Raw genomic sequence first — 19,728 nt, forward strand, 5'->3', positions numbered from 1 at the left:
AGTTTATAGCCAAACCATACATGTTGATTACCATGGGTATCTAGCTTAGCACCCCAGGTAGCACTGTCGCCATTGCTATTTAGCTCCTTTTTAGGAACAGGTTTTTCATAAGAGTCGATGGCGCTGGCATCGATTGCAACAACTTCACCAGATATGACCTTGTCTTGAATGGCGGTATCTACCAAAGCAGAGAATAGCACTTGTAGGCTATCTGTCTCAGCTATCTTTTGAAAGAAACGACTAAATGTAGCTAATGATGGTACAGGCTGCTCTAGTGAAAAGCCGCATTCGTAGCGAAAAACCAAGTCAGTTTTTAAGCGCTCGACCAGTAATGTGACGGTAGGAATGGAACATAACCTCATTGCAAGAAAGGCTTTTATTAATGCGGCTGAACTATATCCTTTAGGGCCGCGGATAGATTTTATTGGTAAAGTCTTTAACAAGGGGTGAAGATCAATACTTTCAAAAACCATCGCCAGACGAGTTTTGGGTTGATATTGCATAAGAGTATCGAAGGAAAATAAGGGTTTTTGCCGAATATACATAGTGACTTCAACCTCCATTTGCTGGATTTGGATTGTTTTGTCACTTGATAAATTCGGCAATTCTGGGGGTGAAGTCCTTTTTATTGTCTTCAGAACCCTTGATTTATCTGGGCTGCAAAATATGAAAATCTCTCGTTTGTCTATATAATACATAAGTTTGCCAAATAAGTCAATTTTTAAAATAAGTCAAGCCTGCCCCTTGCGCTTTCAATCTCGCCCGCACCGCCCGCACGATTTCGCGGGCGAACGGCCCCAGGTCGTCGTCGGCGTAAGCCTTGAGAATGCCCGCGGCCACCTGGCGAACGGCGCTTTTGATAATCACCGGATCGGTTATACCTTTCAGGCGGAGCTGTTCTTCCAGCATGACGCCCGCTTCGAGGGCTTTTTCGCCGGCCACGGTATTGATATAAGTCACCAAGTCGGCTTTGCCGACCAACAGCGTCCCTACCGGTTCAAAAATTTGCCGCGCCAGCGGCACCAGTTCCGGCGGCCGCTCATTAATAATGATCACCGGATCCTGACCCAGAGCCATTTCCCCGGCATGGCCGACAAACTTGACGCCGATGCAGCGAATATGTTTGGCCGCCGTTTCCTCCAGCACGTGCTGTGCCACATTGGTGGCTATATTGATGGCATTGAGTTCTTTCTTGATGGTGTTAAATTCCTTAAGACAGCTGATGACCTCCCGGTCGGGCACCGCCAAAATAACCGTTCCCAGCTCGGCCAGTTCGCCCATCGCATCGACGGTTGCCACGCCGAGCTCGGCCCGTACGGCCTGCAGCCGCTCGGTGTTATGGTCAAACAGGCGCAGCTCCACATGCTTGGCCAATCTGGCGGCCAGTACCTTGCCCATCCTACCTACGCCGACTAACCCAATCCGCACGTTTCCACCACCTACGACAGCTTTTTTAACCTGGGTTTAACCACTGATGTTTAACCGTAGAGATATTCATGCCAATAAATCGGCATCGCAAACCCAGGAAAACTCGTATTGAACCGCGGAGAACACGGAGCGTGCGATATACATCGCACTTTAGATTTTTAAATAATTTCTCCGCGTCCTCAGCGGTTCAATATATAACCTTCCGCGACAACTGTCGCGCCGTAACCCTTCGCGTTCTTTGCGCACTTCGCGGTTTTTCCCTCCCCTACTCCGACGCTTTAATATATTCGGCAACACGCTTGCCGGTGATAGGGGCCAGGGCAATGCCGTCGCCTTCGTGCCCGGCGGCCATGATGAGCCCGGGAAGTTCGGGCAGCGGCCCGAGTAGCGGCAGCCCGGTGGGCGTATGCGGGCGGAGACCGGCAAACGAACGGATAATATTCACGCCGGCCAGGGCCGGCAAAATCCGGGCCACATGGCTGGCCACCGCGGCCAGCCCAGCAAGCGTTGTCCGGCGGTCAAAGCCGACGAACTCGCGCGTGCTGCCGATAAGCAGGCCGCCGGTGGCCGCCTGCTCCACCGCCAAGCCCACGCCCAGCCGGTGGTGGCGGCTTCTTTGGTCAAGATCCTGGGGCCGATATTTGGCCGTGAGATAACAGGCGCATAAGAGCACATGACTGATCATGGGCGGCAGCGGCTCGCTGACCAGGATCTGCCCGCGCCGCGGCGTGATGGGCAGGTCCACGCCGTGGGGCTTTACCAGCGCCGGCGCCCACACGCCGGCAGCGTTCACCACCACATCGGCGGACAATCGTTCCCCTTTGGCCGTGGCCACCCCGCGCACCCGTCCTTGCTCAACAATAAGTCCGGTTACTTCCACACCGGTGCGGATAGCCGCCCCCAGCCGCCGCGCCGCCTGACTGAAGCCCTGGGCCACCAGGATGGGATTGACCTGGGCATCAACCGGCGAATAGGTCGCCCCCCACAAATCGGCGGCTAAGAGCGGCTCACGCCGGCGGACCTCGCTAATCGGCAGCATCTCGACCGCCAAACCGGCTGCGCGCTGTTTGGCGACAACCTCGGCCATCAGGGCGGCCTGAATCTCGTCCTCAATGATAATCATGCCGCCGCAGGGTTTATATTCCAAATCATACTCAAGTTCTTCGCTCAGGGTGCGGTAAAGAGCGGCGCTTTCCAGCGCCAGCTCAAGATGCGGCCCGGGCGCTTTCGACTGCATGATGATAAAGCCGTCGCACGCCCCCGAAGTGCCGCCGGCGATCGTTTCCCGTTCCAGGAGCGTCACCTTGTGGCCCGCTTTGGCGGCATAATAAGCGCAGGCTGTGCCGATTACGCCGCCGCCAATCACGACAACATTTGCGCGGCTAGTCATCAGCCTCACCTCCCGTGAGCGCGCCGAGCGGCAGCGTCCGCACCGGCGGGCGCGTCGTCGCCGGCAGAATGTCGGCTACCGGTTGCCCCGTCTCTTCGGCAATGATGCGGCTGACCAGCCGCCGGCACGTCCGCCCCTGGCACAAGCCCATACCGGTGCGCGTGCGCAGTTTAACCGCCGCCACGGTGCGGGCGCCTTCCCGCACCGCCTGGCGCACTTCCTGCTCGGTCACTTCATTGCAGCGGCACACCAACACCTCGTCTGTTTCCATACGGCGCAAATTGCGCACATCATGCACATACGCCTTAGGCACGGCCAAAGTAATCACCGTTGTGCCGTCATGGCGGGGCGACCTGTCAACCTTCACCACCCGTCCCCGGCAAACCGGCGCGCCGCTCCGGTCAAGGCCGCGCACCTCTTCCCCCTCGGCCGGCAGCGGCAGATACTCGTAAGGCATGGTAATCAGGGCCTCGTCCAGGCCTCTAGCGGCATTGACCACAAAGATGGCCAGACCAGGACAGCGGCTGACGCACACGCCGCAGCCCTGGCATTTTTCCTGATCAAGAACCGGTACAGCGGTAATATCTTCGCCCACGGTTATCGCCCCGAACGGGCAGGCCTTCTCACAGGGGTTGCAAGGGATTTCCTGCACACATTCAATGACCGCTACCGGGCCACGAGCGAGGCGCTCAGGATCGGGCAGCACCCGCTTGAGCTCATCGGCGCTCAGCATTCCGGTGTATTTTACTCCGTCCATGCCGCGGCCGCCTCCTTCCAAAGGGCGATAATCTCATCTTTCGCCGTCCGCCGCGCCAGCCCGAACGGGCCGGCGCGCAGCCCGTCAATCCGCCGCCGCACCGCATTCTTGGCGGCTTCGGCGGCCGCATCACTGGTCAACCCCAGCGCCTGGGCCGCGGCGATGCCGGCCAGGCGCCCTTCTTCCATCGCCGTGCTGGCTTCCTCCACGCCGGTAATATCGCCGGCAACATAGAGCCAGTCGAGTGAAGTCCGCATGTTCTCGTCATGCAGCGGCACATGGCCGCCCAGGCGGGGTGAAAAATGAAATTGGCAACCCGCCATCCAAGCCAGCTCGGCCAGCGGGGTGAGCCCTACCGCCAGCCCGACCGTGTCCACGGCCAAAACTCTCTCACTACCGGGGATAATGCGCCCCTGCTCATCCAGCCGGCCCAGTTCGACGCCTGTGACTTCATTGACGCCAACGGCGCGGGTTATCGTCGTCCCGACCAGGATCGGCACCCCGGCTCGCCGGATTTTGGCGGCATGAACCCCGTAGCCGCCGATCTGGGGCATGGCCTCCACCAAGGCAACCACCTGGGCACCCGCCTGTAGCAGTTGGTAAGCAACAATCAGACCGACATTGCCGGAGCCGAGCATGATCACCCGCTTGCCAGGCAGCACGCGGTGGATATTGATCATGGTCTGAATGGCGCCGGCGCCCATGACGCCAGGCAGCGTCGCGCCGGGAAAGGCCACGGCGTTTTCCGACGCCCCGGTGGCAAGGATGATTTTGGCCGCCGTAACAATCGTCCGCTCCCCGCGGCGCCAAACGGCGGCCTGACGGTCAAACAACCCCCACACCACGCTGTCCAGCCACACCTCGACGCCGCACGCCGCCGCTTCCTCAAGCAGCATCTCGCCGATGACGTAACCGCGCATACCGGCTTTATGCTCATGGGAGCCAAAAAATTTGTGAATTTGTTTAAACAGCTGCCCGCCGGGGCGGCTGTTTTCATCAATCACCAAAGTGCGGGCGCCCCGTTTGGCCGCCTCAATGCCGGCGGCCAACCCCGCCGGGCCGGCGCCGACCACCACGACGTCAAAGCTTTCCATGGCCACCCTCCTCACTGCAGTTGGACGTGATAACCATGCCGGCCCGCACCGGCGTGACGCAGGTGCGGACATTCGGCACCCCGTCCACCGTCATGACGCAGTCGGTGCAGCGGCCAATCCCGCAGAACACGCCCCGCGGCTCATGCCGCCGGGGCGTGCGGCGGAAAAAACGGCGGCCGTGAGCAAGCAGCGCGGCGGCGATAGGCTCGCCTTCCACCGCCAGCAGCTGTTCGCCGTCTACGGTGATAGTTACCAGGCGGCCGGCCGGCCGGTCGCCCAGCACTGGATGATGGTCTATGCGCATCAGCTATTCCCCCAAATAAGCGCGGCGCACCTTATCATTGTCGGACAGGTCGGCAGCACTGCCGGCCAGAGCGACGCTTCCCGTTTCCAGCACATAGCCCCGGTCGGCGATGGACAGCGCCATCCGCGCGTTTTGTTCTACCAGCAAAATCGTGGTGCCCATGCTGTTGATGTCCAAAATGGTCTGGAAAATTTGCCGCACGAGTAGCGGCGCCAGGCCCATGGACGGCTCGTCTAAGAGTAGCAATTTGGGGCGGCTCATCAAACCCCGGCCCATGGCCAGCATTTGCTGTTCGCCGCCGGACAGTGTCCCCGCCGCCTGATGGCGCCGCTCGGCCAGGCGGGGAAACATTTCGTAGATTTTCGCCAGATCCCGCTCTACCTCTTTGTCTTTGCGCGAGTACGCGCCGAGGATAAGATTGTCGGCCACGCTGAGGCGGGGAAACACCCGCCGCCCTTCCGGCACGAGGGCGATCCCGCGCCGCACGATGCCGGCCGTGGCTTCCTGCGTGATATCGTCGCCCTGAAAGCGGATGGTGCCGGTGCGGCTCTTCAGCAGCCCAACAATGGTCTTGAGGATGGTGGTTTTGCCGGCACCGTTGGCGCCGATAATCGTGACAATCTCCCCTTCCCCGACCGTCAGGCTGATGTCGCGGACAGCGTGGATGTTACCGTAATACACGTTAATGCCGTCGATGTTTAACAAGCGAATCCACCTCCGGTCCGATGTAGGCTTCGACAACCTTGGGGTCATGGCGTACCTCGTGCGGCCGCCCTTCGGCGATTTTTTCGCCATGGTCGAACACGACGACCCGCTCGGCGATATTCATGACCAGCCGCATCTGATGTTCAATAAGCAAAATAGTAAGCCCCCGCTCTTTGAGCCTGGCGATCAGTTTTAAGAGTTCGTCCACTTCCCTAGGATTCATGCCGGCGGCTGGCTCATCAAGCAAGATAAGGTCGGGCTCGCTGGCCAGCGCCCGGGCAATTTCCAGGCGGCGCTGGGCGCCGTAGGGCAAGTTTTTGGCCATCAGATTGCGGTAAGGCGTAAGCCCGACAAACTCTAATAGTTCTTGGGCCATTTCCTCATTACGCCGTTCTTCTTCTTTCAGGCGGGCCGAGTGGAAAAGGCCATCCCAAAGGCCCGAGCGGCCCCGGCTGTAGCGGCCGACAATAAGATTGTCCCGGGCCGTGAGGTTTGGAAACAAGCGAATATTCTGGAACGTGCGGGCCATACCGCGCCGCGTGATGTCATGAGCCTGCAGCTTCGTCACGTCTTCACCCTTAAAGACGATGCTTCCTGCGGTGGCCGGCATAATCCCGCTGACCACATTGAAAAAAGTGGTTTTACCCGAGCCATTGGGGCCGATGATGGCCACCACCTCGCCGGTGTCAATGTGAAAATCGACATTGTTCACGGCCCGCAGGCCGCCAAAGGTCTTGCACAGCTTTTCCGTTTTCAGCAGCATGGCGTTTCCCTTCCTCCCTTCCTTTAGCGGCGAAACACAGTGTCGGCGCCGAGAATGCCCTGGGGCCGCACGCGCATCATGACCATCAGCACAAAGCCGAAGAAGACCAGCCAGGGGTCAAAGGGCAGGTGGACAAAATCTTTAAAGTAGCGCAGCCCTTCGGGAATAAAGGTGAGGAGAAAAGCCCCCAGGAATGAGCCGGGAATGCTGCGCGCGCCGCCGACCACGACCATGGTAAACATCATGATCGACTCGGTGGAGCTCAACATGTCCGGGCTGACAAACGACAGGTAATGGACGAACAGGCTGCCCGCCAAACCGGCGAAAAACGCGCCCAGGCAGAAAGCGAGCAACTTATAGTACGCCGTATTGATCCCCATCGCCGCCGCGGCAATCTCGTCTTCGCGAATGGCGGCAAAGGCATGGCCGATCCGCGAATCTTCCAGGCGGGACATAAAGAAAGCCAAGGCTAGGGCGAACACCAGCGCCGTGACGATAAAAAGTTCCTTACCGGTCGCGCCCACGTCGGTAAAGCTCACGCCGGCAATGCTTGGCGTCACCAACCCGGGCAAACCGGCTGGCCCGCCCGTCACTTCGAGGTTTAGGGCTATGAAGCGGAACACCTCGCCGCAGGCGTAAGTGACGACGACCAGGAACGGTCCTTTGACGCGCAGCGCCGGTGCCCCGAGCGGGATGCCCACCAGGGCGGCGACCACACCGGCGGCCAGAAAGGCCGGCCAATAGGGAACGTGGTAAAGCTGGGTAAGTAACGCCGAAACATAGCCGCCCAGGCCGAAGAACGCGGCATGCCCCAGCGAGGTCTGCCCCACATAGCCGGAAACAAAATTAAGGCTGAGCGTAACAATGCTGTAAGTCAGGCTGACAAAGATGATATGCTTGAAGTAAGGGCTGAAAATGTAGTCCGGAGCATCAATAAATGAGTCCAGGAAGGTGATAAGCAAAATCACGGCACTAAAAACGACAGCGGCGCGGGGGCTGTAGGCAAACCTTACCAGCGACTGCCGCCGCAGGAGCGTTGCTAAAGTTGTCATGGCGCCACACCTCCCTACACCTTCTCCTCGAATTTAAAACCCATCAGGCCGGTGGGCTTAATGACCAACACCAAAATCATGACGATAAAAGCAATGGCGTCACGATAGCCTGACGAAATATACGCGGACGCGATATTTTCCGCCACGCCGAGCAACAGCCCGGCGATCATCGCCCCGGTAATGCTGCCCACGCCGCCGAGCACGGCCACCGCCCAGCCCTTGAGGCCGGCCATGGCCCCCATCATCGGGTCGATCGCGTACAGGACGCCGACCAGCACGCCTGCAGCACCGCCCAAGAGGCCGCTCACCCAAAACGTGATGGTAACAAGATGGTTGACCTCAACCCCCATCAGGCTGACGGTTTCAATGTCCTGCGAGGCGGCCAGCATGGCCTTGCCCATCATGGTACGGGTAATGAACCATTGCAGAAACGCCATTATCACGAGGGTAACCACAAAAATGAACACCTGAAGGCTGTTAACCGTCAGCGAGGCGCCGCCAATTTGAAAGATCATGACGGAAAAGTCCAGGGTAGGGGGATAGGCCCGGGAATGAGGCTCCCAGATGATGGCCGCCAGGTTGCGCAAGAAAGTGGATGCCCCCAGCGCCGTAATAAACAGCGCCAGGCGGGGGCCATTGCGCAGCGGACGGTACGCCAGCCGGTCAATCAGAAAGGCCGTAAAGCCGCTGGCCACCATTGCCAAAATGAGGGCGGCAAAGAGGTTCAGTTTAAAGTGCGTGATGAGCAGAAAACCCACAAAGGCGCCAATCATGAACACCTCACCGTGGGTCCAGTTGATAAGGCCGATGATGCCGAATACTACCGTCCAGCCGATAGCGATAAGGGAATAAATTCCGCCCAGGGCCAGACCGTTAATGATTTGCTGCAACAGAAGCACATTTGTCACCCCCAAACTTTTAACCGCAAAACCTTGAAAATGTTTAAGTCTAACCACGGAGGACACGGAGAGGGCATTTTTTTGATATTTAGCGCGATGAATATCGCGCTCTCTGCGTTCTACTCCGAAAACCGACAACTTCTAAATGGGGAATATAGAGAACCGCAGAGAACACGGAGGATAAAATTTTATTAAAATTAAAAATTAATTAAAACCCCAAGTGCGATGTATATCGCACTCTCCGTGCGCTCCGCGGTTCAATCCCGGTTTTCCTGGCTTGTGGTGCCAATTTATTGGCATGAATATCTCCGTGGTTTAACGGTTTGTATACTTGTGGCGCCGATTGCTTGCATGAATTCCCTGTTATTGCACTTACCGTTTAGATATTCATGTCGATTTAACAAAAATACGGGAAGCAGCATTGGCCGCTTCCCGCGCTGCATTTTACTGGTACAGAACAAACTTGCCGTCTTTTACGGTAATATACAGATATGGGCGGACCCAGTCGCCTTGATCGTTAAAGGTGACGGTGCCGGTAATCCCCTTGTAATTAGTCTGAGCCATGGCATCACGGATGTTTTCCCGGGTGATGGCGCCTTTTTCCGCCGCCTTCTTCATGGCCTCGGCCAAGACGTACATCTGGTCATAGCCAAGCGCGGCAAACGTGTCAGGCTCCATATTATACTTCTCTTTATATTTCTTAACGAAGTTCTGCACCGCCGGGTCGGGGTTGGAGGCTACGAACGCACCGAGGAAAATCGCCCCTTCTGCCGCCTTGCCGGCGATTTCCACGAATTTCGGGCTGTAGAAACCGGTGCCGCCGACGATTGGAATGGTCAGGCCGAGCTCGCGGGCCTGCTTGGTGATCAGGCCGCCGTCGGTGTAAGTGCCGGCCACGGCCAGCGCGTCAACTCCCTGGGCCTTGATCCCGGTAAGCAGCGCCGAGTAATCTTTGTCGGTAGCCAGATAGGCCTGGTTGGACACAACGGTCACCCCGTGCTTTTTGAGCGTTTCCTCAATCGCCGCCGTCAGCCCCTTGCCATAGTCGTTATTGGGATACAAAATGGCGACCTTCTTGGCCCCCAGTTTCTGGGCGATCAAGTCGCCCATCAGGATGCCCACCTGAGCGTCCTGCACGGCCATGCGGAAAAAGTATTTGCTCATGCCGCTCAGTTTGGGCGTACTGGACGAAACAACCGAATGCGGCAGTTTGGCTTTATCGGTGATCGGCACCATCGCCAGCGTATTGGAGCTCAGACACGACCCCACAATGGCCATGACGTTTTTCTGATCGGCAAACTTTTGCGCACCCGCCGCCGCCTGCTTGGGATCACCGGCGTCGTCGTGGAAGAGAATCTCGATTTGCTGCCCCTTGATGCCACCAGCCTTGTTAATTTCCTCCCGGGCCAGTTCCATGCCGTTCTTATGGCTCACGCCGTATGTGGCGCTGTCACCGGAAAGCGGGTTAACCATGGCAATCACCAGATTGCCCTTGCTGCCCGACGTGCTTGAACTACCACCGCAGCCAGCCGCCGCTACCAGGAAAATGAGTACTACTACCAAGGATAATAATTTCATATACTTGGACACATACACCCCTCCTCTTTTACTCTTGCCTAATCCAGTCGCTATTTTGCCGCCAATCCTCCTCCCTCACCTCATACCTCATACCTCATACTTCACTTATATGCCTGCGTTGTCCCGGCTATGAACAAGATAAACAAAGACCCGGGAGCTACGCCTCACCGGGTCCAAGCATGCTGCAAATATTGGGACGAATAGCGGCCAGATGAGATAGCGCTCCACCAATTTCACAATTGGTGACAGTCCGGCGCCTGTTCGACGCAGGACCAGCATGGCCGCTTCGGCAGCCGGCCACGCTTCGGCGGTCACCCTTTCCCTCCGGTTCAGCGATGCCCTTCTCCCCGGAGCTACTCATGTTGCCCGCACCTCTATCTTCGCAAGGTCTATATGTTACTTTTGCGTTAATTGTATAATAATGGCAAATAAAATGTCAACAACTTTTTAATAATTTGATTTAGCCAAAATTTTATGTAAATATCGGTTAAAAACTTAATTATAGATAAATCTTAGCCCCCGGCCCGAGCGGCAGGTTGAAGAAGATAAACACCATCAGCCAAGCCGTCCAGGCGACCAAGAAGGCTATGCCGAAGGGAAGCTGCATGGACACCAGCGTCCCCATGCCCACCTTGGCGTCATTGCCAGCATATTTGGCCATGATGCCAAGCATCACCGGTAAATAATAGTTCAGCGGCGTAATGCTGTTGACCGAGCTCTCGCCGATGCGGTACGCCGCCTGAGTCAGTGCTGGCTCATAACCCAACAGGCCGAACATGGGCACGAACACCGGCGCCAAGATGAGCCACTTGGCCGAGCCGCTGACAATAAACAGGTCAACGAAAGCCGAAAAAAGGATAAAAGCGATAATAAGCGATACGCCCGTAAAGTCGAGCGCTTTTAACAGGTCGGCGCCCTTAATGGCCATAACGGTAGCAAGGTTGCTCTTATTGAACCAGGCAATGAACTGGGCGGCAGAGAAAGCGGTGACAATGAAGCTGATAATCCCCGCAACCCCCTGGCCCATGAACTTGCCAATATCGCTTTCCTTTTTAATAACACCCTTGCCAATGCCGAACGCGATGCCGACGGTCATAAAGAAGAAAAACAAGATCGGAATAATGCCGCTCAAAAACGGCGAATTAGGCAAAATGGCATGCGTTTTGGGATTGCGCAAGAGGCCGTTTTCCGGAACCAGCAGGATGAGGAGCAGCGCTATATACGCAAGTGCCGCCCAACCGGCGTAGCGCAACCCCTTCTTTTCCTCCGGAGTAAGCTCATGTTCGCTCACCTTCAACCCGAACTCCGTCACGGGATGCAGCCGGTCGAGGCGCGGACCGACCACCTTCTCAGCGATCAGCGTGCCCACAATTGTCAGAATGATAACCGACGAACTCATGAGGTAATAGTTAATCAGCGGGTGGACCGGGGAATTGGCCGTCTGCGGGATTGTGCCAATGGCCGACTGGGTAATCCCGGCCAAAAGCGCATCGGTGCCGGCCGGCAGGATGTTGGCGCTAAAACCGGCCTGGACAGCGGCAAAGGCGACCGACATACCCATCAGCGGGTTGCGCCCCATACTGGCGTATACGGCGGCGGCCGCTGCGGGGATAAAGACGGTGGCGGCGTCAGACGCCAGGTTTCCGTTGATGCCAAGGAAGAACACGGTGCTGGTAACGGCCCAGGACGGCACGCCCAGCATGATGCGGCGGACAAAAGCGCTCACCAGACCGGTGGCTTCGGCCAGGCCCATGGCCAGCATCATGACAACGACCAGCCCCAGCGGCGGGAAGTTGACAAAGTTTTTAACCATGTCCTCAAGAATATAGCGGAAACCGTCAGCGTTGAGCAGGCTGACGACCTTCACCACGGTCGGCTTGCCGCCCTTGCCGATGTATGACGCGGTGGCGCCATCAAACACCCAGGATAAAATCAGCACCATAAGTCCCAAAATAGTAAACAGCATGAACGGCGAAGGAAACTTATTCCCGATGTACTCGATTACGTCCAGCAACTTTTGAAACGCGCCGACTTGCGGCGGCGCAGACTGAGGTTGCCGCGAAAATTCCGCCATAAAAAAACCTCCTTTACACTTAAAGTTTGCTTATGACGCCCGCAGCGCGGCATCTGGCGCGTAAGCGGCCAGCGCCTTCCGGACGACGCTGTACATGACGCGGGCGCCAAGCAGCAGCGCCCGCTCATCCACATCGAAGCGAGAACTGTGCAGCGGATAAGCATTGCCGGGTTGTTGGCAGCCAAGCAGGAAAAAGGCGCCCGGAACCTTGGCGAGATAGCGGGCAAAATCCTCCGCCCCCAGGATGGGCTCCACTGGCTGCAGCGCCGCGCAGCCGATCACTTCGGCAGCCGCCTCGGCGACAATGCCGGCGGCTTTGGCATCGTTCACCAGCACGGGATAGCCAAACTGGTAGTCCAGCTCATAGCCGGCGCCGTAGGCGGCCGTCACGCCTTGCACCATGCGCTCCACCAGCTTAGGAATGGCCTGGCGCACATTCTCGCTGAGCGTGCGCACCGTGCCTTCCATGACCACTTCGCGCGGGATGACATTGTACCGTTCGCCACCGCGAATGGCGCCCACCGAAATAGTGGCCGTCTCACGCGGACTGATAAAGCGGTGCATAATCTTGCTCAGCCCCTGGTATACTTCGACAGCGACGGCAATGGCGTCAACACCCTTATGTGGCTCGGCGGCATGCGCGCCCCGGCCCAGCACTTTAATGGTAAACCGGTCGGACGCGGCCATCATCGGTCCGGTCCGCAAGGCGATCTGCCCCAGAGGTACGTCAGGCCAGACATGGAGGCCAAAAATGGCGTCCACTTTGGGGCTTTCCAGCACGCCGTCGTCAATTAAGAGCTGCGCGCCGCCAACCGGCGCCGCCTCTTCCGCCGGCTGAAAGAGCAGCTTAATAGCGCCCGCTAACTCCTCCCGCGACGCGGCCAACATTTTGGCTACCCCCATCAGTATGGCCGTATGGGCGTCATGGCCGCAAGCATGCATTACGCCAGGAACGGCGGACTTATAGGGCACGTCGTTTTCCTCAATAACCGGCAAGGCGTCCATGTCGGCCCTGAGCGCAATAACCGGGCCCGGCGCCGCGCCGCGGATAATGCCGACGACGCCGTGATGGCCGTTAAACGTCTGCACTTCCACGCCCAAGCCGCGCAAGTATTCGGCCACCACTTGACTCGTACGGCTTTCCTGAGTGCTTATTTCCGGGTAGCGGTGCAAATCGCGTCTTTTTTCTACCATAAACTGTTGCAGTTCGTACCAGTCTTCTTCGGCAAATACCAACCCTTCCCACTCTCCTTTCCTCGGTCTTGTGTATCAATTATATGCGATAATCATCCACGCTCACAAGACATTTTTTGAATTGTTTATAAAATTGTATAAAAAGCCTTCACACCAGCCGGTGCGAAGGCTTCATTGCCTGTTTGTCCATTATTTTATCATCATGCTTACAATTCTTCAATTAAAAATTACTTATTTTGGCATAATTATTTCTTGTTAATGCATATTCAGTATACTCACGTTTCTATGGAAAGGACTTTTCTACTTTAAGAAAACCACGCCCGGATGACCGGCACGGCATAGGGCTCATAAATGAAGCGGACAAATAGCTGTAGCAATAGTCCCACCACCGCGCCAACGATACTGCCGTTAATCCGGATCCAGGCCAGGTCTTCGCCGACCTTTTCCTCTACGAACCGGTTAAGGCCCTCGGCGTCAAAGCGGGAGAGGGCCTTTTCCACCACGGCGCCGATAAAGGAATGTTCCGACCGTACAATGTGGCCAAGCGCCTCCTGCAGATAGCCTTCCACCCAGGCCTGGAGGTGGGGGTCTTGTTTGAAGCGGCGTAAGTATCCGTCCGCCTGACTGAGAGTGGCCGCCAATAGCGGTGAATGATAGACGCCGCTGTCCAGGCCGGCCCGCACTGCCTGCAAGGCGGTCGTAGCAATCTTAAGCAGCGGTTCGCGAAGATTCAACCGCGCCAGCGCTTCTTCTTTCCAGGCCTCAACCTTGGCTGCGAGGACGGGGTCGGTACCTAAGGCTTCCACCCAGGCTTCGGCCCGCTCCCTTAGCCACTGCCGCAGCGGGTGGGCGCCCTGACGAACCTTAGTCAGCGTTTCCACCAAATCTTGCTGCAGCACCGCCGCCAGTTCAGCCAGATTAACGGTGTCAGTCTGCTCGGCAAGCCACAGGATAGTACGCTGCCACGGGGATGACGCCGCCTGCCGGGTGTACTTTTCGAGAAAGGCCAAAATCGCCCGCCTGATAGCAGGCTTTTGCACGCCCCGGATAATTTCGCCAAGAATAATGTCGGCTACTGCCCGGGCATGGCCGGACGCCAGGGCCCATCGGGCTATTTTCTGAAGCTCGGGCGCCAGCGGCCTGGTCGCAAGATAGTTTCGTATTAATCTTTCGAGGTAGCAGGCCATGGTTGCAGGACTGACGTTATCCAGGCCGGCCCGTAGGCACCGGGCCACGAGACCGCGCAAAAAGGTGCGCCCCTGATCGGTGTCCACCCAGGCGATAAGGAGCGGCGCCAGCCGTACACCCTTTAGCCGCCGGGTGATGGCGTCCAGGCTGACCAGCTCCTGTTCAACTGCTAACGCCAAGCCGCGGATGATACGGTCGCGGCTGCGGGGGATCAGCGCCGTGTGCCAGGGAATACCCAGCGGGCGGCGGAAAAGAGCCGTGACGGCAAACCAGTCCGCCAGCCCGCCGACAAAGGCGGCCTGGGCGGCCGCCTGCGCCAGCTCGAGCCAAAGTATCCCCGGATAATAACAGTTCAGCCCCATCGTCACCACCATGAGGACAAACACGGCCAGCAAAACGCGGTCGGCCCGCTTCCGATAGTTCATACCGTCACCCAACCCAAAACGTCAAAAGATAGATCAGCATGCCGATGACGCTACCAACCAGCGACCCGTTGATGCGGATGACCTGCAGATCGTCGCCCACCCGGTCCTCGATAAAGGCCACCAACTCTCCGGTGCTGAACCGGTTAAGCTCGCCTGCTACCAGATCGCCGATTTCCCGGTGATTGACCTCCAGCCACTCAACGATCGCCTGCTTCAATCGGCGGTCGACTGCCGCCGCTAGCTGCGGATTGGCCAGAAACCCGTCAAGCCAGGTCACTACCCATCCGGCCAGCGCCTCTTGCCACTCGTCAGTTTTGGCGCTACCGGTGCGCCGAAAGCCGTCGAGATATTGGGCAAGCGTTTTCCGCACATCGAGCGGTTCAACCACATAGGCCATCTTCCAGGTCTCAACCTGGCGCCGCAGGTCGGCATCGGTCCGTAGCCGCTCTGCCAGCCGCCGCAGCCAGGTGGCAAGCTCTTGGCGCAGCGGGTGCTTGGGATCTTTCATCCTCTCGAGCAAGGCAATAAGGCGGCGTTGGCCGCTAAGACCAAACCTAAGCGGCGACAGGCGGGCCATCCGTTCGAGGGCGCGGTGAAAAAACTTGCGGCGGCGCGAGCCTCGCTCATAGGCATGGCGGACTTCCAAAAGTAGATTGGCAATAAACCACGGGACAGTCTCTTGCTTGGCCAGGCGAATGCCCTCATCAAGCAAAAAACAGGCCACCGCATCGCCATAGCCATGGGCCAGCGCCCACTCAATCGCCTCTGCCAATAAGGGAGCAACCTCAATCCGAACCACTTCAGTTTTTAGGAGCAGCTCGGCGGCGCGGGCCAGCTGGCTTGCGTCCAGCTTAGCAATTACATCGGCCGTCAGCCGGCGGGCAATGGCCCGGATACTTTCCCGGCCGCCATGTTCATCCAGGTATTTGCACAATACCGCCGCCAGGTCATAGTCGTCTAAGGTCGCTTTGACATTTTCCGCTGTGATGAGATCCTGCTCCACCATGTCGCGGATGGCCCGAAAAATCTTTTCCCGGTTGCGGGGGATAAGCTCGGTACGGAAAGGGATGCCCAGCGGCCGCCGAAACAGCGCCGTCACCGCGAACCAGTCGGCGAGTCCGCCCACCATGGCCGCCTCACAGGCGCTGGTAATAAGGCCGCCGAAAAAGGTATGCCGAAATGGGAAACCAGCAAAAAAACCAAGCGTCACAATGCCCAGAACAAAGTTGGCCTTATGCTTGCGGCCGTCCATGCGGCCTCCCTCCTTGCTGTTTTGGCGCTACCATGGCGGCGGCGTGATAAGAGCTGCGTACCAGCGGGCCGGCGGCAACGGCGGCAAAACCGGCCACGCCGCTCCCGAGCAGGCGGCAGCGCCGCATCAGCGCACCTTCATCCCCGGCGGCCAATGGATCGCCTTGCCGTCTACCGCCAGCGCCGCTTCGGCCAGGGCCTCGCTGATGGTCGGATGGCCGTGAATGGTCGTCACCAGTTCGTCAACGGTCGCCTCCAGGCGGATGGCCAGGGCGGCTTCGCCGATGAGGTCGGTAGCACGGGGGCCAAAGATGTGGACCCCGAGAATTTCCCCGTATTTTTCACCGGCGATGACTTTAACCAGGCCGCTCATGCCGCCGTCAATGACCGCCTTGCCGCTAGCGGATAAGGGGAACAGACCTGTTTTATAGGCTATGCCCTGTTTCTTGGCCTCTTCTTCCGTCAGGCCCACGCCGGCCACTTCAGGCTGGATGTAAATGCAGGACGGAATGGTCTGGGGATAATAAGCGGCCTGATGGCCCAGCGCATGCTCTACGGCGGCAATGCCTTGCGCCGAAGCGGCATGAGCCAGCATTATCTGGCCGTTGCAGTCACCGACGGCATAAATACCTGGCACAGTAGTGACAAAATGTTCATCTACCGTAATGCGGCCCCGGTCAAGAGCTACCCCGACCGCTTCCAGGCCCAAACCTTGAGTACGGGGCCGGCGGCCCACCGCCACCAGCACATACTCGCCTGTTACCTCCTCGACCTTGCCGCCGGCTTCGACCAATGCCGTAAGAGCGCCGTCACCTTGGCGAACCTCGGTCAGCCTGGCCCCGGTCAGGAAAGTTACCCCCTGCCGGGTGAGCTCTTGCCGCACCTTAACCGCAATCTCCCCGTCGACGGGCGGCAAAATTTCCGGCAAGAGTTCGACAACCGTCACCCGGGCGCCGAGGGCGCTGTACAAAGCAGCAAACTCGATGCCGACGACGCCGCCGCCGACAATAACGAGCGACGTTGGAACGCTTGGCAGGCTGAGGGCGGCCGTGCTGTCGATGACACCGGGCAGCTCGGCGCCGGGGAAATTCAGTTTCACCGGTTCGGAACCGGTAGCCAGCACAATAATATCCGCCGCCACCTCCTTTTCGGTCTCGCCGCTGACTATTACCGTCCTGGCGTCTTTCAGCGCCGCCTGACCTTTATGCACCGTTACCTTATTAGCCTTAAGCAGCGACTCCACGCCTTTGACCAGGCGCGTCACCGTCGCCTGCTTGCGTGACTGCAGCACCGGCCAGTCGACGCGAACATTGTCGGCTTTAAGACCAATCAGGCCGCCTTTTTGCACTTCCCGGTAAAGCTGGGCCGTATGAAGCAGCGACTTGGTGGGAATGCAGCCCACATTCAGGCAAGTGCCCCCTAAGCGGTCGGCTTCCACCAAATGCACTTCGGCGCCTAGTTGGGCGGCCCGGATGGCGGCCACATAGCCGCCAGGGCCGCCGCCGATAATCACAATGCGTTTATTCATTGAAACAATCCCCTTTCCGCGCAACGCTTGCCACTATTTCTTGTTTTTACTTATATCATACCAATAGCAGCAGGGGTTGTTCCAGCAATTGTCTTAATCTGGCCATGAATTTCGCCGCCACCTGTAGGCCTACCGACCAGTCTCATATGCCTGGCGATAATTTTTCTTCCGCCACGTTCACCTCCCACCTCATACCTCATACCTCATACTTCATACTTCATACCAATTTATACTTCCCCCAACAATTGGCAATAATAATAGCTGAACAAATGCACAAACTAAGCAAGTTAACGGTTTTAACAAGGAGGCATGGTAAGTGAACGCCTATCTTGGCATTGACGTCGGTTCGGTCAGTACCAATATTGCCGTTCTTGACGAAGCGGGGGAGGTAGTGGACACGCTCTACATCCGCACGCAAGGCCGGCCGATTGACGCCGTCCAGCGGGGGCTGCGCGAGATTTACGCGCGACGGCCTGACCTAAGCGTAAAAGGAGTCGGCACTACCGGCAGCGGCCGCCACCTGGCCGGCGTGGTCGTGGGCGCCGACATCATCAAAAATGAAATCACCGCTCACGCCGTCGCCGCCATGCACATCGTCCCTGATGTGCAGACCGTCCTGGAAATTGGCGGCCAGGACTCCAAAATTATTATTATCCGGGGCGGAGTGGTTACCGATTTTGCGATGAATACCGTCTGTGCCGCCGGTACCGGCTCGTTTTTGGACCAGCAGGCCGCGCGGCTTAATATCCCCATCGAAGACTTTGGCGACATCGCCCTCTCGTCCAATACGCCGGTGCGCATCGCCGGCCGCTGTGCCGTGTTTGCTGAGTCGGACATGATTCACAAGCAGCAGACTGGACACCTTATCGGCGATATCTTAAACGGCCTGTGTCAGGCATTGGTGCGCAACTACTTAAGCAACGTCGGCAAGGGCAAGCAAATTCTCGGGCCAGTGCTGTTCCAGGGCGGCGTTGCGGCCAACAAAGGCATGAAGCGGGCCTTTGAAGAGGCACTGGGCCTTGAGGTCATCGTGCCGCCCCATTTTGGCGTCATGGGGGCCATTGGCGCCGCGCTGCTGGCCAGGGAACAAATGACCGATAAAAAAAATACCGCCTTCCGTGGCTTCGGCGTCGCCGACTTCGTCTACCAGCCGCGCAGCTACGAGTGCAGTGGCTGCCCAAATTTGTGCGAAATAATCGAAATCGGCCTTAACGGCCAGGTAGTAGCCCGGTGGGGCGACCAGTGCGGCAAGTGGACGAACAGCGTGGGCAAGCCGGTCTGAGTGCTTTGCCAAAGAACAACAAACATTGAAAACCACAAAGATATTCATGCCAATAATTGGCACCACAAAGCATGAAAACGGATAGTCTGCGGCGAATATTTAGCTTGCGGCTGGGCGACCAAAGGACGTCGCGTACTAGCGCTTCGAGCCTGACGCAAAGATTGTCCTCAATCATTCGGTGCATCACTAACTGTCACCTCCTATTGGAGAGTACGCAGGGTAGAATACATCCCTAGAGATGATTGCACCAGTCGCAAAATAAGGCCGCAGAAGGAGAATTAGAATGAGTAACAATGTCCAGGTAGTTTATGAGCGGTGTTGCGGGTTAGACATTCACAAACGCAAAATTGAAGCCTGTGCCCTGGTAGGCGAAAAAATGCGGCGCAACAGTTTCGGCACTACGTCAGAACAGTTGCACAAACTTGCCGATTGGTTAAAAAAACATGAGGTTGAAATCGTAGCAATGGAAAGCACCGGTGTTTACTGGAAGCCGGTTATCAACGTTCTGGAAGCCGAAGGAATAAAAGCGATAATAGTCAATGCTCAGCACATTAAAAACGTACCTGGACGAAAAACCGATGTTAAAGATGCCGAGTGGATAGCTTCGCTTCTTCGCCATGGACTACTAAAACCAAGCTTCATTCCCGAGCGCAGGCAACGGGAAATGCGGGAAATCACAAGATTACGCACCTCTAAAATTCAAGAACGCGCCCGTGAAATCCAACGGCTGCAAAAATTCTTGGAAGGCTGCAACATAAAATTGTCATCAGTGGTAAGCGATATAAACGGCGTAACCGGCGAAAGAAATCATCCAAG

At 57.4% G+C, this 19,728-nt stretch carries 19 protein-coding genes and 1 riboswitch; of the genes, 2 read left to right on the plus strand and 17 right to left on the minus strand.

The genetic code is table 11. The features are described from left to right. The 17 genes from TCARDRAFT_RS13695 to lpdA all read right to left on the minus strand — a co-directional run. Positions 1-545: transposase (locus tag TCARDRAFT_RS13695; RefSeq protein ID WP_040683482.1), on the minus strand; the 545-nt coding region annotated here is incomplete at its 3' end. 169 nt (positions 546-714) lie between these two features. Beyond that, on the minus strand, positions 715-1,428 hold the full coding sequence (locus tag TCARDRAFT_RS13700; protein WP_007290573.1) for an NAD(P)-binding domain-containing protein: 714 nt from the start codon (positions 1,426-1,428) through the stop codon (positions 715-717). Between the two features lie 265 nt (positions 1,429-1,693). Next, positions 1,694-2,818: an NAD(P)/FAD-dependent oxidoreductase gene (locus tag TCARDRAFT_RS13705; RefSeq protein WP_007290574.1), complete on the minus strand. Its 1,125-nt coding sequence runs from the start codon at positions 2,816-2,818 to the stop codon at positions 1,694-1,696. Beyond that, positions 2,811-3,575, minus strand: coding sequence for a (2Fe-2S)-binding protein (locus TCARDRAFT_RS13710; RefSeq protein WP_007290575.1), 765 nt, complete (start codon positions 3,573-3,575; stop codon positions 2,811-2,813). Before TCARDRAFT_RS13710 ends, TCARDRAFT_RS13705 begins: the two co-directional genes overlap by 8 nt. Continuing rightward, a complete protein-coding gene (locus TCARDRAFT_RS13715) occupies positions 3,563-4,669 on the minus strand; it encodes an NAD(P)/FAD-dependent oxidoreductase (protein WP_040683483.1) in 1,107 nt (368 codons plus the stop codon). Before TCARDRAFT_RS13715 ends, TCARDRAFT_RS13710 begins: the two co-directional genes overlap by 13 nt. Further along, a complete protein-coding gene (locus tag TCARDRAFT_RS13720) occupies positions 4,656-4,973 on the minus strand; it encodes a (2Fe-2S)-binding protein (protein ID WP_007290588.1) in 318 nt (105 codons plus the stop codon). The genes TCARDRAFT_RS13715 and TCARDRAFT_RS13720 overlap by 14 nt, the downstream gene beginning before the upstream one ends. Before the next feature lie 3 nt (positions 4,974-4,976). Next, the gene (locus TCARDRAFT_RS13725) at positions 4,977-5,678 is read right to left on the minus strand and encodes an ABC transporter ATP-binding protein (RefSeq protein ID WP_040683484.1); all 702 of its coding nucleotides are present in this window, start codon (positions 5,676-5,678) and stop codon (positions 4,977-4,979) included. Next, on the minus strand, positions 5,656-6,441 hold the full coding sequence (locus TCARDRAFT_RS13730; RefSeq protein ID WP_007290578.1) for an ABC transporter ATP-binding protein: 786 nt from the start codon (positions 6,439-6,441) through the stop codon (positions 5,656-5,658). Before TCARDRAFT_RS13730 ends, TCARDRAFT_RS13725 begins: the two co-directional genes overlap by 23 nt. A gap of 23 nt (positions 6,442-6,464) precedes the next feature. Then, the gene (locus TCARDRAFT_RS13735) at positions 6,465-7,493 is read right to left on the minus strand and encodes a branched-chain amino acid ABC transporter permease (RefSeq protein ID WP_007290579.1); all 1,029 of its coding nucleotides are present in this window, start codon (positions 7,491-7,493) and stop codon (positions 6,465-6,467) included. Between the two features lie 14 nt (positions 7,494-7,507). Next, complete coding sequence (locus TCARDRAFT_RS13740) at positions 7,508-8,392, minus strand: branched-chain amino acid ABC transporter permease (protein ID WP_007290580.1); 885 nt, start codon at positions 8,390-8,392, stop codon at positions 7,508-7,510. 444 nt (positions 8,393-8,836) lie between these two features. Then, positions 8,837-9,982, minus strand: a complete 1,146-nt coding sequence (locus TCARDRAFT_RS13745) for an ABC transporter substrate-binding protein (RefSeq protein WP_007290581.1) — start codon at positions 9,980-9,982, stop codon at positions 8,837-8,839. A gap of 197 nt (positions 9,983-10,179) precedes the next feature. After that, positions 10,180-10,355, minus strand: a riboswitch (Lysine riboswitch). A 114-nt stretch (positions 10,356-10,469) separates the two neighbouring features. Beyond that, a complete protein-coding gene (locus TCARDRAFT_RS13755; RefSeq protein WP_007290582.1) occupies positions 10,470-12,044 on the minus strand; it encodes an AbgT family transporter in 1,575 nt (524 codons plus the stop codon). Positions 12,045-12,074: 30 nt separating this feature from the next. Continuing rightward, the gene (locus tag TCARDRAFT_RS13760; protein ID WP_007290583.1) at positions 12,075-13,280 is read right to left on the minus strand and encodes a M20 metallopeptidase family protein; all 1,206 of its coding nucleotides are present in this window, start codon (positions 13,278-13,280) and stop codon (positions 12,075-12,077) included. A gap of 263 nt (positions 13,281-13,543) precedes the next feature. Then, positions 13,544-14,851 (minus strand): DUF445 domain-containing protein, encoded by a 1,308-nt coding sequence (locus TCARDRAFT_RS13765; RefSeq protein ID WP_007290584.1) that lies wholly within the window; start codon positions 14,849-14,851, stop codon positions 13,544-13,546. A gap of 4 nt (positions 14,852-14,855) precedes the next feature. Continuing rightward, positions 14,856-16,103, minus strand: a complete 1,248-nt coding sequence (locus TCARDRAFT_RS13770; protein WP_007290585.1) for a DUF445 domain-containing protein — start codon at positions 16,101-16,103, stop codon at positions 14,856-14,858. Next, entirely contained in the window at positions 16,084-16,230 is a 147-nt protein-coding gene (locus TCARDRAFT_RS15635; RefSeq protein ID WP_156784731.1) for a hypothetical protein, read from the minus strand. The genes TCARDRAFT_RS13770 and TCARDRAFT_RS15635 overlap by 20 nt, the downstream gene beginning before the upstream one ends. Next, positions 16,230-17,630: a dihydrolipoyl dehydrogenase gene (lpdA, locus tag TCARDRAFT_RS13775; RefSeq protein WP_007290586.1), complete on the minus strand. Its 1,401-nt coding sequence runs from the start codon at positions 17,628-17,630 to the stop codon at positions 16,230-16,232. The genes TCARDRAFT_RS15635 and lpdA overlap by 1 nt, the downstream gene beginning before the upstream one ends. A 316-nt stretch (positions 17,631-17,946) precedes the next feature. On the opposite strand from lpdA, the gene TCARDRAFT_RS13780 reads away from it, so the two are divergent. Together TCARDRAFT_RS13780 and TCARDRAFT_RS13785 are read left to right on the plus strand one after the other, a co-directional pair. After that, complete coding sequence (locus tag TCARDRAFT_RS13780; protein WP_007290587.1) at positions 17,947-18,912, plus strand: acyl-CoA dehydratase activase; 966 nt, start codon at positions 17,947-17,949, stop codon at positions 18,910-18,912. 283 nt (positions 18,913-19,195) lie between these two features. Beyond that, positions 19,196-19,728: IS110 family RNA-guided transposase (locus TCARDRAFT_RS13785; RefSeq protein WP_040683486.1), on the plus strand; the 533-nt coding region annotated here is incomplete at its 3' end.

This window comes from Thermosinus carboxydivorans Nor1, from assembly GCF_000169155.1.
Lineage (GTDB): Bacteria > Bacillota > Negativicutes > Sporomusales > Thermosinaceae > Thermosinus > Thermosinus carboxydivorans.